This is a genomic window from Chitinophaga sp., assembly GCF_039596455.1.
Lineage (GTDB): Bacteria > Bacteroidota > Bacteroidia > Chitinophagales > Chitinophagaceae > Chitinophaga.
Map to the genome: position 1 here is coordinate 1,107,993 of NZ_JBCNJR010000001.1, position 14,324 is coordinate 1,122,316.

Here is a 14,324-nt window from a genome sequence, read left to right on the forward strand (position 1 = left end):
AAAACCAAGATTTTTTTTATATTCGGTGACTTTGTTAACTCATTAAACTCTTCTTGTATGTATTCCATTGTTTGGGGTCTGCTATTGGCCGCCCTTCCGTTGCTGGCAATTGGCCAGAACGCTTCTTCCCACCGCTACCAGGTGCTGATCCACGAAATTATGGCTGACCCCACGCCTGCGGCCGGCCTGCCGGAACAGGAATTTGTGGAATTGCGCAATGTTGGTCCAACGCCGGTGAACCTTAAAGGCTGGGTATTGAAAGACAGTACCGGCGCTATGAAGTTGCCGGAGTACTGGCTGCAGCCAGACAGCCTGGTGGTGCTGGCCGCCCGGCCGGTATTTTCTCCCGGTATTGCCGGCTCCGGCTTCCCGTCTCTTTCCAATGAAGGTGAAACGCTGGCCCTGTACGACGCGCAGGGGGCACTGGTACATGCGGTGGCTTACCGTAAAAGCTGGTACCATGGCAGCATCAAAGACAATGGCGGCTGGAGCCTTGAAATGAAAGATGCCCGCTGGCCCTGCACAGGGGAGGCCAACTGGGCCGCGTCCACGGCCCCCGCGGGTGGTACGCCGGGTCGGCCAAACTCCGTGGCAGCGGCTATACCCGAGCCGGCGCTGCCGGTATTGGCTCGTATATCCGTTACCGATAGTATGCAGCTGCTGTTGCATTTTTCAGGCGGCGTAGATAGCGCTTCTGCCGCCATAGCGGCTCATTACAGCTTGCCGGGCATAGCGGCTGCAGTACCGAAGCCGCCGCTGTTCACCGCGGTCAGCATACGGCTGACTGAGCCACTGCAAAGAGGGCGCAGCTACAGTCTGCAGATTAGCGGCTTGCTTGACTGTGCCGGCCGTCCACTGGGTACCCTGCCTGAAGCTCTCCTGGCCTTGCCAGAGGCACCCCGGCCGGGGGAGCTGGTCATTAACGAAGTGCTGTTTGACCCGCCGACCGGCGCGCCTGATTTTGTGGAGATCTATAATAACAGTGCCAAAGCGCTGGAACTGTACCCCTTGCATCTGGCAGGCCGCGGTACAGACGGTGCGCTGAGACAGGCCGTGCCGCTGGTAACCGGCCCGTACATGCTGCTGCCGGGAGAATACCTGGCTTTTACAGACGATGCGGCTGCTCTTTGCCGCGCCTACGCTTGTAAAGGCGCATTGCTGCAGGTATCCGCATTGCCTACCCTGCCGCCAGATGCCGGGCATGTTGTATTGCTGCATCCCAACGGCCCCGTGGTAGACGAACTGGCCTATCACCGTTCTTTTCACCTTGCCACCCTGCCCGCCACCCGCGGCGTTTCCCTGGAAAGGCTGGGGCCGTCACAGCCCACGCAGGACCCGCAGAACTGGCATTCAGCTGCAGCCACAGCGGGTTATGCCACCCCCGGATATCAAAATTCCCAGTGGCTGCCGGGTAGCGGCGGGCAGGAAAGCCCATTTTCGGTGAATCCGCCAGCATTCAGCCCAAACAATGATGGGCAAAACGATGTGGCTGCCGTTCAGTGGCAGTTGCAGGAGGCCGGCTACACAGGCACCATACTGGTACTCGACGCCCAGGGCCGGGAATTGCGGACGCTGGCAGGTAATTTGCTGCTGGGAACCAGCGGAAAGGTGTTTTGGGACGGGCTCAACCATCAAAAAATGCCTGCTCCGCCGGGAATCTATGTTATATTTATAAGGATTTTCAACCCGGCCGGCCAGGTAAAAGCGTGGAAACTCCCGCTGGTATTGACGGTGCGCTGATTTCAACAGGGGCGGTTCCCAGGGTGAAAATTTGTCAGAGTTTATCTATTGCTATTTTTTTATATTTGCCGTTCTTAAAAATGAATTCATGCAGTACAGAGAAATTGTTGCAGTAACCGGTTTGGGCGGTTTATTCCAATTGCTGGCCAGCAAGCAGGATGGCGCTATTGTAAGATCGCTGGAAGACAAAAGCACCCGCTTCGTGTCTTCACGGATACATAATTTTACCCCATTGGAAAGCATTGAGGTGTTTACTACGGGCGATAATGTAAACCTGTCAGCGGTATTCAAGGCAATGCAGGAAAAAGAAGCCCAATTCCCCCTTGCAGACGGCAAGGCCGATAATAATGCCATTAAAGCGTACTTCAAAAACGTGTTCCCCGAATTTGATGAGGAGCGTGTGTACGTGAGTGACATGAAAAAAATGGTGAAATGGTACTCCATCCTTAAAAGCAACGATTTGCTGACATTTGAGGAAGAAGCCGAAGAAACGGCACCGGCGGAAGAAGAGGCTGCTGCTGCACCGGCGGAAGAGGCCAAACCCAAAGCCAAGGCAAAAGCGAAAAAAGAAGAAACGCCCACTGAAGAGGCTCCGGAGGCAGAAAAACCCGCTCCCAAAAAGAAAGCGGCTGCTAAAAAGGCGGCGGCTGATACTGCGGAAGGGGAAGAAAAAAAGCCTAAAACAACCCGTAAGAAGAAAACTGAAGAATAAAACCGGCATTTCACCGGTGTTAAAATTCCAAATCCAGCCCGGATTTGGAATTTTTTTTAAAGGGGCTTATCTTTTTACATCTATTACGTCAAAGGAACCATTATGCAAAATGCTCATATAACAGCGCCTCCTAGGCGCTTTTTACCGGAAGATTTTAGTGTTACCACCTGGGAAGTCTTACAGCCGTATTTCGAAACCCTGCAAAACAGGGAGATTAATAACCTGAAAGATATGGAAAAGTGGCTGGCAGATCTCAGCGAGCTGGAGGCCGTGATCAGTGAAGATGCCTGCTGGCGCCAGATACGCATGACGCGTGACACGGCCAGCAAGGAATATGAAGAAGCATTTACCTACTTCTGTATGGAGATACAACCTAAGCTGCAACCCTATGCAGATGCGCTGAACCGCAAGCTGCTGGCTTCTCCCTACAAAAAAGAACTGGACCCGCAGTTGTATTTCACCTACCTGCGCAACGTGGAAAAACAGGTGAAGCTGTTTAACGAGCAAAACATACCCATTCAGGCGGAGTTGAGCGTGCTGGCGCAACAGTATGGCGTTATTTCAGGTAAAATGACGGTGGAAGTGAACGGGCAGGAGTTTACCCTGCAACAGGCAGCCAAGTTCCTGGAAAACCCTGACCGCGGCCTGCGGGAAGAGGTGTTTACCAAAACCGCTGCCCGCCGCCTGCAAGACAAGGATGCGCTGAACGGATTGTATACCACACTGGTAACCAAACGCCACCAGGTGGCCCGCAACGCAGGTTATGAAAATTACAGGGACTACAAGTTTGTTGAACTGGGCCGCTTTGAATACACCAAAGAAGATTGTTTCCAGTTTCATACCGCTATTAAGGAGCACATGCTGCCGCTGGTACGCCAAAACCTGGAGCGCCAGCGCGCCAAGCTGGGCCTTGATGTATTGAAGCCATGGGATACAGAGGCGGAACCTGCCGGCACCAAACCGCTGGAGCCCTTCAAAACCGGCGATGAAATGATTGGCAAGTCTATTGAGTGTTTCACGCGCCTGCGCCCGTTTTTCGGAGAATGCCTGCAGGTAATGAAAGAAATGGGCCGGCTTGATCTTGACAGCCGAAAGAACAAGGCGCCGGGCGGCTACAACTGTCCGCTGGCGGAAACAGGCGTGCCCTTCATTTTTATGAATGCCGCCGGACAAATGAAAGACCTTACTACCATGGTACATGAGGGCGGGCATGCCATCCACTCCTTTCTCAGCCACAACCTGGCGCTCAGCGCCTTTAAGGAATACCCGATGGAAATTGCCGAAGTAGCCAGCATGAGCATGGAACTATTCAGCATGGACCACTGGGATATCTTTTTCAGCAACAAGGACGACTTGCGCAGAGCCAAACTGCAGCAACTGGAACGTACCGTCACCATCTTCCCCTGGATAGCCACTATAGACAAGTTCCAGCATTGGGTATATGAGCATCCGGAACATACCGTAGAAGAGCGTACGGCAGCCTGGGTGGCCATTATGGACGAGTTTAGTCCCGGTAACGTAGACTGGAGCGGTCATGAGAATTACCGCGCCAGCAACTGGCAACGGCAGCTGCACCTTTTTGAAGTGCCCTTCTACTACATTGAATACGGCATTGCACAACTGGGCGCCATAGCCATGTGGAAGCAGTACAAGGAAAATCCCGGCCAGGCGCTGGATAATTATATGAAAGCTCTCAGCCTCGGTTACACCAAAACATTGCGGGAGCTGTACACGGCCGCTGGCATCCGTTTCGATTTCTCTCCTGCTTACGTCAAGGAATTGGCGGGATTTGTGCAGGGAGAAATAGAGCAACTGCTCGCCGGAGCCTGACAATGATAAAGTTCGCGATATATCTGTTTTCGGCCATGACGGCCGCCATACCGCTGCAAGCGCAGGATGCGCCCAATACTGCGCTTGCACGGGCTATGGACAGCATTTACCGCAAAGATCAGCAATACCGCCTGCTGTTACAGGCCGTTCAAACCAATGCTGCCCTTAAAGATTCCCTGGCCCGCGCTGCCCGTATTCCTGCAGATGTTGACACGGTTTATTTTTATTTACTGGATAAGGTGCTGGCGCTGGACTCCTCCAATATCCGGTTTATTGACTCCGTAACCAAAAGGCAGGGCTTTCCAGGCATTAGAGCCCTGGGCGCACAGCGGGCGCACTTTGCCTGGCTTATTATTCAACATTCGGATTCCGCCACGCTCAGCCGTTACCTGCCCGTCATAAAAGCGGCGGCAGACAGGAAGGACCTTCCTTTTTCCAGCTATGCCTATTCGCTTGACAAAGACCTGATGCGCAAAGGCAAACCACAGCGGTACGGATCCCAGATCGTAGAAGGGGTGATGAAAAAAACAGGAAGGACCATGCGGTTAATATGGCCGGTAGAGGAGCCACAGCGGCTGAATGAGCGCAGAAAGGCCGCGGGACTGGCAGATACCATTGAGGAATATTCGCGTAGCAACGGCTTTAATTATCAGGTGGTAAGGCCGGGAGAATTTACGATGATTACGGAGAAAGAATAGTTATTTACACTCTTTGCAAACACCGCTCACCACTACCTCTACATTGTGCGCATCATACCCTTTGGGCAATGAAATAACGGGAATATCCGTTTCTTCCAGGCAGCGGGTACTGCCGCATTCTTCGCAGCGGAAGTGCACATGATGGTCATGATGCTCATGCTCCCTGCAATCTGATTTGCAGATGGCATAGCGCACAGAAGTGTCTGTGGTAGGGATTTTATGTACAATGCCTTTATCCAGGAATGTTTGAAGGGTGCGGTAAATGGTCACCCTGTCAAACGATTTTCCGCTTAACTTTTCAAAATCAGCATGTTCTAGCGCACCGTTACTTTTCAGAAAGAGCTCCAGGATTTTTACACGCGTATCCGTAATACTGAGTTTACTGGAGCGCAACAACTGCACAATGAGTTCTTTTTGTTTTGCGAGCATGTTTATCAGGTTTATTCATGCATGAGCCGGTCAATGTCTGTGATCAGCTTCTCAATATCTTTGTCTTTAGTGCCTTCATACAGGCCCCTGATCTGGCTTTCCCCATCTACCAGCGCAAACCACTGGGTGTGAACAAAATCGTCTTCACCGGTGAAATGGCCGTCATCTACCAGGTAGCTTTCACGGGCCAGTTTGTAGAGGTGCCGCTTGTCACCTGTGAGAAAATACCAGTTTTTTGAATTGGCGCCATGCTTTTCCGCGTATGCTTTCAGTACGGGAATGGAGTCATAGTCGGGGTCTGAGGTATGGGAAAGGATAAGAAAATTGGGCGTACTGCCGTATTTCGCATATACCTTTTCCATGTTTTTGTTCATCACCGGGCAAATGTTGGTGCAGGTGGTAAAAAAATACTCCGCCACGTAAATTTTGCCCTTTACGTTGTTTTGTGTGATGGTATCCCCATCCTGGTTAACCAGGGTAAAGCCCTGTACTTTGTGGCCGGGGGTACCCAGCACCGGCAGTTTCTCTTTGCCGAAAAATTCTCCCGTGCCTTCCTTGATCATCAGGCCGGAATAACCCATGAACCCGATGCTCAGCACCACAAAAAATATGATATAAAAGATCGCTTTCCTAGACATAACCACGCTACTTAAATCCAATATGCAAAGGTAGCACAGTTTGTTTACTTACCCATGAATACGGCATCATCCAAGTTATAGTATAATTCGTATATATTTTTCTCATTGAGCCTTAATCTTCCCTGCATGCTCACATAATCATCTGTTTCAAAAGAGGGCTTGCCGGATTTGAATTTGAGCGCCATAATGGTTTCCGGCCCGGCTCCTCCGCAGAAAAAGCAGGAGCTGTTGGGATTGGAAGAAAGCACGTACATGCCCGCCTGCGCCTCTACCGGAATTACATAGCCGCTGATGCGGATGGTTTTGCCGTTGAGCGCCTTGATATTGCGTGAAAAAGACGGGTAGAGCATAGGCATCTGCATTTTTTCGTCCCATTTACGGTTGAAGATCACGTCAGACAACTGTTTCCAGGTTACTTTTTTAACGGTGGTATCTTCATAGGTAACAGTAGAAACAGGTAGTTCATCTGTATAGCCGGATTGCTGGCGCAGGGCCATCAGCTGGCTCAGGTAGCCTGCGCCGGCGTTGCCATGCTTGCACCATTGGGAAATGTTGGCGCAGGAAACGAAGGTGAATGCCATGGCGGCAATGAATATCTTTTCTATTTTAAGCATTAGCCAGAGTTTTAGAAATGTTCAGCCGGAAAGCCCGGATGGCGGGGAAGCCCGCAGCCAGCAAACAGGCGGCCAATATAGCCGCAGCGGTCAGCATATCTGCCTGCGTCAACCTCCAGGAGCCGGAAAAATTCAAATGGTACCTTGTAAATACCTGCTGTTGCAGGAACCAACCAGCCAGCCTGCCCAGCAAAAAGCCGCCCAGTATACCGGCAATACCCAAAATGGCGGCTTCTGCCAATACCAGCCCAAGCAGCTTGCCGCGGCGGCAGCCCATGCTCCGCAGCAAAGCCAGTTCGTAACGGCGCTCATGGGTGCCCTGCACCAGCATCACAAATATACTGCAGGCAGCGAGCGCTGCCAAAAGCCAGCCCAGTATACGGAGCACTTCCGTGCCGGAACCGAGCAGGGATTGCAGCCGGTTGATCTCTATAGCTGGTACGGCGGCCTGCATATTAGTGTTTTCATTGATCATGCGGGGAAGCTGCAGTTGCGCCAGCGGGTTCTTGAATTTCATGAGCACAGCGGTGATCTGGGTGGTGGGGGAGAGTTGCCCGTTGCTTTCCTGAGAGGCCTGATTAGCGTGCTCATGGCTATGCTCCCCATGTGGGTCTGTGCCGGCTTCACCGTGATCATGATGGTGAGCTGCATGGTAATCATCCTGCTCGTTCCCGGTATTTTCCGCATGTTCATGCTCATCCTCTTCCCGTATCTGCACCTTGGTTTCATGTATGGCCCATACGCTTTCCAGCGGAGTGAGTATAAGTTGGTCAAGCGAAAGCCCGGTAGCAGGTAGAATGCCTTTTACCACGTACTGATGCTCATCATGCACATGCCCTTTTTCTCCCAGTCCGTGGGTACCGGCAAAACTGTCGCCCAGCGCAAGGCCTGCGCGTTTGGCCACTGTAGCTCCGATCACCACTTCCATGGGTTTGTTGAAAACTGTGCCGGCAGCGGGTTTCAGTTTGTATTTATCCAGGTATGCGTGTGTGGTGCCAATGATGCGGTACCCCCGGTAGGAGTCTCCCAATGAAACGGGAATAGCATATTCCACCAGCGGGTGCTGCATGAAACGCTGAGCGTCACGCAGGTAAATGTTGCCGGTGGGCGCATCCAGGTTGTACACGCTGGAAAGAATGAGCTGCAATGGACTGCCTTTGGCGCCCAACACCATATCTACGCCGGCAATCTGTTTTTCCAGTTGTTCTTTTGCCTGCCGGTTGAGGGCTACCAGCAATAGCAGCACCGCGGTGCTGCAGGCCAGCAGCAGCCAGCAAAGGCCGGCGTATAAGGGTTTATGAAGCAGGTTCTTGAAAGCAATACGGAGAATCATGACAAAATAATCTGGTTGGCAAATAGTTCTTTCAGCCGGCTGTCGTGCGTAACGATCAGCAGGGCGGCCTGCTGCTGGTGCGCCTGTTCCGCTAGCAAACTGGCAACGGCCGCGCAGTTCTGATCATCAAGGCTGGCAGTAGGCTCATCTGCCAGCAGCAATTGCGGGCGCTGCATCAGTGCGCGGGCTATAGAAGCTCTTTGTTGTTCGCCCTGGCTGAGGCGGCCCGGTTTTTTATGCAGCAGTGCGGTAATGCCCAGTTTTTCCGCCACCTCCTGCAGGCGTTCCTGCTTTTGCGGGCCATGGCTGAGAACGGTGGCCAGTTGCAGGTTTTCCTCTATGGAAAGGGATGCAATAAAATGAGACTGCTGGTAAATAATGCCGATGTGCCGCCCGCGAAATGCATCCATGGCCGCCGGGCGCAAAGTTTGTATGAAAGTGCCGGCCACGTTTATTTCCCCGCCGCCGGGCTGCAGCAAACCGGCCAGCAAATGCAGCAGGGTGGTTTTACCCGCACCCGAGCGGCCCGTTATCAGCAATACTTCCCCCGCGGCACAGGCCATGTCCGGGAATTGCAATATGCGGCCGTTCGGGTGGGCATAAGCAAGGTTTTTAGTATAGATCATTCCGTTCAGGTATTAAAAGCAACACAGTTGCATTCTGTTGATTTTGCGGCATGAAGATACCCATCCCGCCTGATATTATTTCTTAAATTTAAATAAAATTGCAACAATGTTGCATAAACATCCTACATTTGTTGTCCACAAAAAGAATCAAACCCATGAACCTGTTCTCAAAATGGAGCCTGGATACCCTGGGCATAGGCGCTTCACTGGTATGCGCCATTCACTGCGTACTGTTGCCGCTGGTAATTACCGCCCTGCCGCTGCTGGGCCTGGAGGTACTTGAAAATGAAAACCTGGAGTACGCATTGCTGGTGCTCTCATTTTTGGCAGGCTGTACCGCCCTGTGGCGGGGCTACCTGAAACATCACCACCGCGCTTTGCCGCTGCTGTTGTTTGCGGTAGGCTACGCAGGACTGCTGGCGGGGCATTTTCTCATGCCTGAGGGTTGGGAGCCGTTTGTAATTGCGGCCGGAGCAGGCCTGATCGTGTGGGCGCACTTGAGGAATATTAAAGCGTGCCGGAGCTGCAAGATTTGCAGCAGTGAAAATGCAGCTGAATGTGAAAACGCCGGCGTGTGACTGAAAACCGGCTGCGGAGCGGGCATACTGGATTGAAAGGCCTGTGTCAATTGCCAGGTGCAACGTAAAGTGCCGAACGCTGGTGCGGGGCGCCTCCTTCTTTGTTATATGTGACAATTTTCCGCCCGGCCCTTTGGTATATGAAAGATCTTTCACCGATTAAACTTTTGTATTTGCTCTCCCGAAACGATTCGTAAACGACCACAAGTTTTTAACATATGCAACTTCCCTTCACTGCAGGCACGCCGCGGCGCACGAAACTGCCGGTTACCGTGCTCAGCGGTTTCCTGGGCGCCGGCAAAACCACCCTGCTTAATCATATATTACATAATAAAGAACAGCTACGTGTAGCCGTTATAGTTAATGATATGAGCGAGGTGAATATAGATGCGCAACTGGTGCGGAATGAGAACGTGCTGCACCATACCGAGGAAAAACTGGTAGAAATGAGCAACGGCTGCATTTGCTGCACCCTGCGGGAAGACCTGCTGCAGGAGGTGCAGCGCCTGGCCGCAGAGAACCGGTTTGATTATCTGCTGATTGAGTCAAGCGGCATTTCCGAACCGCTGCCCGTAGCCCAAACCTTCACTTATCGTGATGACCAGCTGGGCATAGACCTGGGCGCCTTCAGCCGGCTGGATACACTGGTAACGGTGGTAGACGCATTCAACTTTCACCGGGACTATGGCAGCAGCGCCCTGCTGGAAGAAGACGGCCGCGCCGTTGCTAACCTGCTTACAGACCAGATAGAGTTTGCCAATGTAATTATACTGAACAAATGTGACCTGGTGAGCAACGGGCAAAAGGACACGCTGAAAGCGTTGTTGCGCAAGCTCAATGCAGATGCGCATATTATTGAGGCCTCTCGGGCAAAGGTGCCGCTGCGGGAAATACTCAACACCGGCCTCTTTGACTTTGAAAAAACGTCACAGAGCGCCGGCTGGATAGCGGAGCTGGAAAAAGAGCATGTGCCGGAAACAGAAGAATATGGTATCAGCTCTTTTGTATACCGCAGCCGCGCCCCCTTCCATCCGCAGCGCTTCTGGCACTTTATCCAGCAGCAATGGCCAAAAGGCATATTGCGCAGTAAAGGCCTTTGCTGGATAGCCTCGCGGCCGGAGGTGGCCATCAATTGGAGTCAGGCGGGCGCTTCGGTAATGGCAGACAAAGCGGGCGTCTGGTGGTGTTCGGTTCCGGAGAAGGAATGGGGGCTGGATGCGGCCGGGGAGCAGGCCGTGCGCAGCCGCTGGCATCCGCTCTTTGCAGACCGGTACAATGAAATTGTCATCATCGGCCGGCAGTTGCAGCAAGCGGAGGTGACCGCCGCGCTGGATGCCTGCCTGTGCAATGAGGCGGAAATTGGCTGGTGGGTAGACCGTGAGGTGTTTACAGACCCGTTCCCGGCATTGTAAGCATAGTAAATTTAGATTAACCTAAAAATAAATTTAGATACATATAGTTTTAGGTTTTAAATTTGCCTTATAAAATTTTACAATGTTCCCTAGAATAGTATGCCTCTTTTTAATGTTGGCCGCAGCCGCTGAAGCCTCCGCCCAGGGGCGGCTCAAAGGAAAGGTAGTGGCGGCAGACAAGCCGGTGCCTTTTGCCAGCGTTGGTTTTAAAGATCTGAAAACCGGCACCGTTACCAACGAAGCCGGTGAGTTTGATATTCCTTCCCTTACCCCAGGCAGGCATACGCTGCAGGTAAGCGCTGTAGGATATGTTACCTATGTACAACCGGTACAGGTGAAAACAACCGGTACCACCACAGTGACTATACGATTGGAGGCTACTTCCTCCAGCCTTAATGAAGTAGTTGTGAGCGGCACCCTGCGCCCGGTTACCAAAATGGAAAGCCCGGTGCCGGTAGAAGTATATTCCCCCGTGTTCTTCAAAAAGAACCCCACCCCCAGCATATTTGATGCGCTTCAAAATGTAAACGGCGTGCGCCCGCAGCTGAACTGCAATGTGTGCAACACCGGAGACATTCATATCAACGGCCTGGAAGGGCCCTACACCATGGTAATGATAGATGGCATGCCCATTGTCAGCGCCCTTTCTACGGTGTACGGGCTTTCCGGTATTCCCAACAGCCTGGTAGAACGGGTGGAAATTGTAAAAGGCCCGGCGTCCACACTCTACGGGTCTGAAGCTGTGGCAGGGCTTATCAATATCATCACCAAATCCCCTGGCACAGCCCCGGCCTTTACCGCAGATGTGATGGCCACCAGTTGGCAGGAATATAACGCAGACCTGGGCATGCGCTTCAATGCGGGTGCAAAGGCGGAGGCGCTGCTGGGCCTCAACTATTTCAATTATCAGCAGCCGTTTGATAAAAATGGGGACGGATTTACAGACGTTACCCTACAGCACCGCATCTCTGTATTCAACAAGTGGAACTTTAAACGCCCGGAAGGCAGGGTGGCCACCATTGCCGCCCGGTATTTTTATGAAGACCGCTGGGGTGGCCAGACACAGTGGAATAAACACTGGCGGGGCACGGACAGTGTTTATGGAGAAAGCATTTTTACCAGTCGCGCGGAAATAATAGGCCAGTACCAGCTTCCCCTCAAGGAACGGGTAATGCTGCAGGCTTCCTTCAATTTTCATGACCAGAACTCCTATTACGGGGTGGTGCCTTTTATGGCCAGGCAGAGCATTTCCTTTGCGCAGCTTACGTGGGACAAAACGGCGGGCAAACACAACCTGCTGGCCGGCCTTCCTTTCCGGTACACGTTTTATGACGATAACACGGTGGCTACAGCCGGTAAAGACAACAATGAGCCACAGCGCACATTCCTGCCGGGAATATTTGTGCAGGATGAATGGAAGTTTGCCGCGCAGCACTCGCTGCTGACCGGCCTCCGGTACGATCATAATTCTATTCACGGCAGTATTTTCACCCCGCGGCTGGCCTACAAATGGTCTCCCAACTATAAGAACGTGCTGCGGCTGAACGCGGGTACCGGCTACCGGGTAGTGTCTATTTTCACGGAAGACCATGCCGCCCTGAGCGGAGCGCGGGAGGTGGTGATCGAAAGCGAGCTGAGGCCGGAGCGCAGCTGGAACGTCAATTTGAACTACACCAAAAAGATACCGCTGAACAATGCTTTCCTCAACCTGGACGCTACAGCCTTTTACACCTATTTTTCAAACAAGATCATGCCTGACTATAGCCGGCCTGACACCATTGCTTATGATAACCTCAGCGGCCACGCCATTTCCAAAGGCCTGAGCCTCAACGCAGATCTGATGTTCTCCTTTCCCCTGAAGGTAATTGCCGGGGTTACATTTATGGACGTGTATGAAAAAGAAGGGAACGGGAAAACACGCCCCATGCTTACGGAAAGATTTTCCGGTACCTGGGCCGTTTCTTACAGCTTTCCGCGGGCGGGCCTGAGTGTAGATTATACGGGGAATGTATATGGGCCCATGCTCTTGCCGGTGCAGCCCAATGACCCGCGGCCTTCACGCTCACCCGTGTGGAGCATCCAAAACGTGCAGCTGACCAGGAAGTTCACCGGCGGCTGGGAACTGTACGGCGGGGTCAAAAACCTGCTGAACTTTCTGCCACCCCGCAATTCCATTGCGCATGCGCATGACCCGTTCGATAAAAATGTAGGGTATAATGCGGATGGGTCAGTAGACCCGTACGGGCTCACGTTTGACCCCAGTTATGTATTTGCGCCCAACCAGGGTATCAGGGGTTTTCTGGGAGTACGGTTCACCCGGCAGTAAATTACAGGCTGAGCCCTACCTTAATGCCCAGGTGCAGGCTGGGCAGTACGTTCACTACTTCTCCCCGGTCTGTATTCACTGCCACGCCGGAAGAGGAGTGGTTGGTATAGCGGTACACCTTGCTCCTGACGCCAATGCCCAGGTAAGGGTCCAGTATCCACTTTCCCCTTGTCATTTGCCTGCCCAGCAGGAATTGAATGCCATATACACTTTTATCGCCATCATCTTTATAGATGGTGTTATTGAGGACTACGTCCTCTTTGGGGTAGAATATCTTTTTATAGAAGAGAACGGGCTGGAAGTAGGTGCCCCTGGCATTAAAGGCGGCAGCCTGCCTGACGAGGTACCACTTCATGCCCACCCTGAAGCCAAGGCCCCGGCCTTCCACAAACTGCTCTGTAGTGATGCCGGGCTTTTCTCTCCCCAGGTCTATGCGTTTAAAGAACACATAATCAGGGTAGTCTGTATAAATACCGGTAATGCCCAGTTCCAGGCTCAGCTTTTCGGAAAGCTCCTGTTCCAGGTAAATATCCAGTTCATTAATAATGGTAGAAGGGTTTACTTTCAGGTACGTGCCCTTGCGGAAGGTGGCCTGGCGGGTTTCCTGGGCAGCGGCCGTCAGGCTGGAAAAGGCGAACAGCAGGAAAAAGGGTAGTAATCTTTTCATACAACTGTAGGTTCTCTGAATTATTTCAATAATCGTTCCACAATTAGGGGGAACCATTGGTGCTCCAGCACCTGTACTTTTTTAGCCAGCGTGTCCGGCGTGTCTTCCGGCAAAACCGCGCAGCGTTCCTGGAGAATCACGCCGCCATCGTCATATTGTTCATTCACGTAGTGAATGGTGATGCCGCTTTCTTTTTCCCCGGCGGCCAGCACCGCTTCATGTACAAAATGCCCGTACATGCCTTTACCCCCGAACTTGGGAAGCAGCGCAGGGTGTATATTAATGATACGGCCGGAGAAAGCCTGCACCAGGTTGGCCGGCACCTTCCATAAAAAGCCTGCCAGCACCACCAGGTCTGTTCCCAGCTCCTGCAGCAGTTTCACATACGTATCTCCCCGGAAAAACTGTTCTTTATCTATTACTACGGCGGGTATCTGTTCCCGTTCGGCTATGGCCAGCACACCGGCATCGGCTTTGTTGGACAGTATGACGGACACCCGGGCCAGCCCGGAATCCCTGAAATGGTCTATGATCTTCTGGGCGTTGCTGCCGGTGCCGGAAGCAAAAATCGCAATATTTTTCAAGCCGCTTGGTTTATTAAGCTGCAAAAATAGGCAGATAAGACTTTATGGTTCAGGTATTTTTTTCCTAAATTTAGGGAAGTGAGCTTCCCCGGTGCTGATATTATGATGATAATCATACCATGTGAATGACCCTGGTC

14 protein-coding genes are annotated in these 14,324 nt (G+C 52.3%); 7 read left to right on the forward strand and 7 right to left on the reverse strand.

Annotated elements, in window-relative coordinates:
* Positions 1-57: 57 nt before the first annotated feature.
* The 4 genes from ABDW36_RS04610 (at position 58) to ABDW36_RS04625 (ending at position 4,980) form a co-directional block, all read left to right on the forward strand.
* Entirely contained in the window at positions 58-1,740 is a 1,683-nt protein-coding gene (locus ABDW36_RS04610) for a lamin tail domain-containing protein (RefSeq protein WP_343700699.1), read from the forward strand.
* A gap of 88 nt (positions 1,741-1,828) precedes the next feature.
* Positions 1,829-2,452: a DUF5606 domain-containing protein gene (locus ABDW36_RS04615; RefSeq protein WP_343700700.1), complete on the forward strand. Its 624-nt coding sequence runs from the start codon at positions 1,829-1,831 to the stop codon at positions 2,450-2,452.
* A gap of 102 nt (positions 2,453-2,554) precedes the next feature.
* Entirely contained in the window at positions 2,555-4,282 is a 1,728-nt protein-coding gene (locus tag ABDW36_RS04620) for a M3 family oligoendopeptidase (RefSeq protein ID WP_343700701.1), read from the forward strand.
* Between the two features lie 35 nt (positions 4,283-4,317).
* Entirely contained in the window at positions 4,318-4,980 is a 663-nt protein-coding gene (locus ABDW36_RS04625) for a DUF6624 domain-containing protein (RefSeq protein ID WP_343700702.1), read from the forward strand.
* On the opposite strand, the gene ABDW36_RS04630 is transcribed toward ABDW36_RS04625, so the two are convergent.
* The 5 genes from ABDW36_RS04630 to ABDW36_RS04650 are packed head-to-tail and all read right to left on the reverse strand — an operon-like array spanning position 4,981 to position 8,620.
* A complete protein-coding gene (locus tag ABDW36_RS04630; protein WP_343700703.1) occupies positions 4,981-5,409 on the reverse strand; it encodes a transcriptional repressor in 429 nt (142 codons plus the stop codon).
* An 11-nt stretch (positions 5,410-5,420) separates the two neighbouring features.
* Entirely contained in the window at positions 5,421-6,047 is a 627-nt protein-coding gene (locus ABDW36_RS04635) for an SCO family protein (protein WP_343700704.1), read from the reverse strand.
* Positions 6,048-6,091: 44 nt separating this feature from the next.
* The gene (locus ABDW36_RS04640) at positions 6,092-6,661 is read right to left on the reverse strand and encodes a hypothetical protein (protein WP_343700705.1); all 570 of its coding nucleotides are present in this window, start codon (positions 6,659-6,661) and stop codon (positions 6,092-6,094) included.
* The gene (locus ABDW36_RS04645) at positions 6,654-7,994 is read right to left on the reverse strand and encodes an FtsX-like permease family protein (protein ID WP_343700706.1); all 1,341 of its coding nucleotides are present in this window, start codon (positions 7,992-7,994) and stop codon (positions 6,654-6,656) included. The genes ABDW36_RS04640 and ABDW36_RS04645 overlap by 8 nt, the downstream gene beginning before the upstream one ends.
* A complete protein-coding gene (locus ABDW36_RS04650; RefSeq protein WP_343700707.1) occupies positions 7,991-8,620 on the reverse strand; it encodes an ATP-binding cassette domain-containing protein in 630 nt (209 codons plus the stop codon). Before ABDW36_RS04650 ends, ABDW36_RS04645 begins: the two co-directional genes overlap by 4 nt.
* Before the next feature lie 155 nt (positions 8,621-8,775).
* Here ABDW36_RS04650 and ABDW36_RS04655 point away from each other — a divergent pair, with 155 nt between their 5' ends.
* From ABDW36_RS04655 to ABDW36_RS04665, 3 genes are all read left to right on the forward strand, one after another.
* Positions 8,776-9,198, forward strand: coding sequence for a MerC domain-containing protein (locus ABDW36_RS04655; RefSeq protein ID WP_343700708.1), 423 nt, complete (start codon positions 8,776-8,778; stop codon positions 9,196-9,198).
* 218 nt (positions 9,199-9,416) lie between these two features.
* Positions 9,417-10,610, forward strand: a complete 1,194-nt coding sequence (locus tag ABDW36_RS04660; RefSeq protein WP_343700709.1) for a GTP-binding protein — start codon at positions 9,417-9,419, stop codon at positions 10,608-10,610.
* A gap of 82 nt (positions 10,611-10,692) precedes the next feature.
* A complete protein-coding gene (locus tag ABDW36_RS04665) occupies positions 10,693-12,936 on the forward strand; it encodes a TonB-dependent receptor (RefSeq protein WP_343700710.1) in 2,244 nt (747 codons plus the stop codon).
* 1 nt (position 12,937) lies between these two features.
* Here ABDW36_RS04665 and ABDW36_RS04670 read toward each other — a convergent pair whose 3' ends face one another.
* Positions 12,938-13,603, reverse strand: a complete 666-nt coding sequence (locus tag ABDW36_RS04670) for a hypothetical protein (protein ID WP_343700711.1) — start codon at positions 13,601-13,603, stop codon at positions 12,938-12,940.
* 20 nt (positions 13,604-13,623) lie between these two features.
* Complete coding sequence (gene purN / locus ABDW36_RS04675; protein WP_343700712.1) at positions 13,624-14,187, reverse strand: phosphoribosylglycinamide formyltransferase; 564 nt, start codon at positions 14,185-14,187, stop codon at positions 13,624-13,626.
* Between the last annotated feature and the right edge of the window lie 137 nt (positions 14,188-14,324).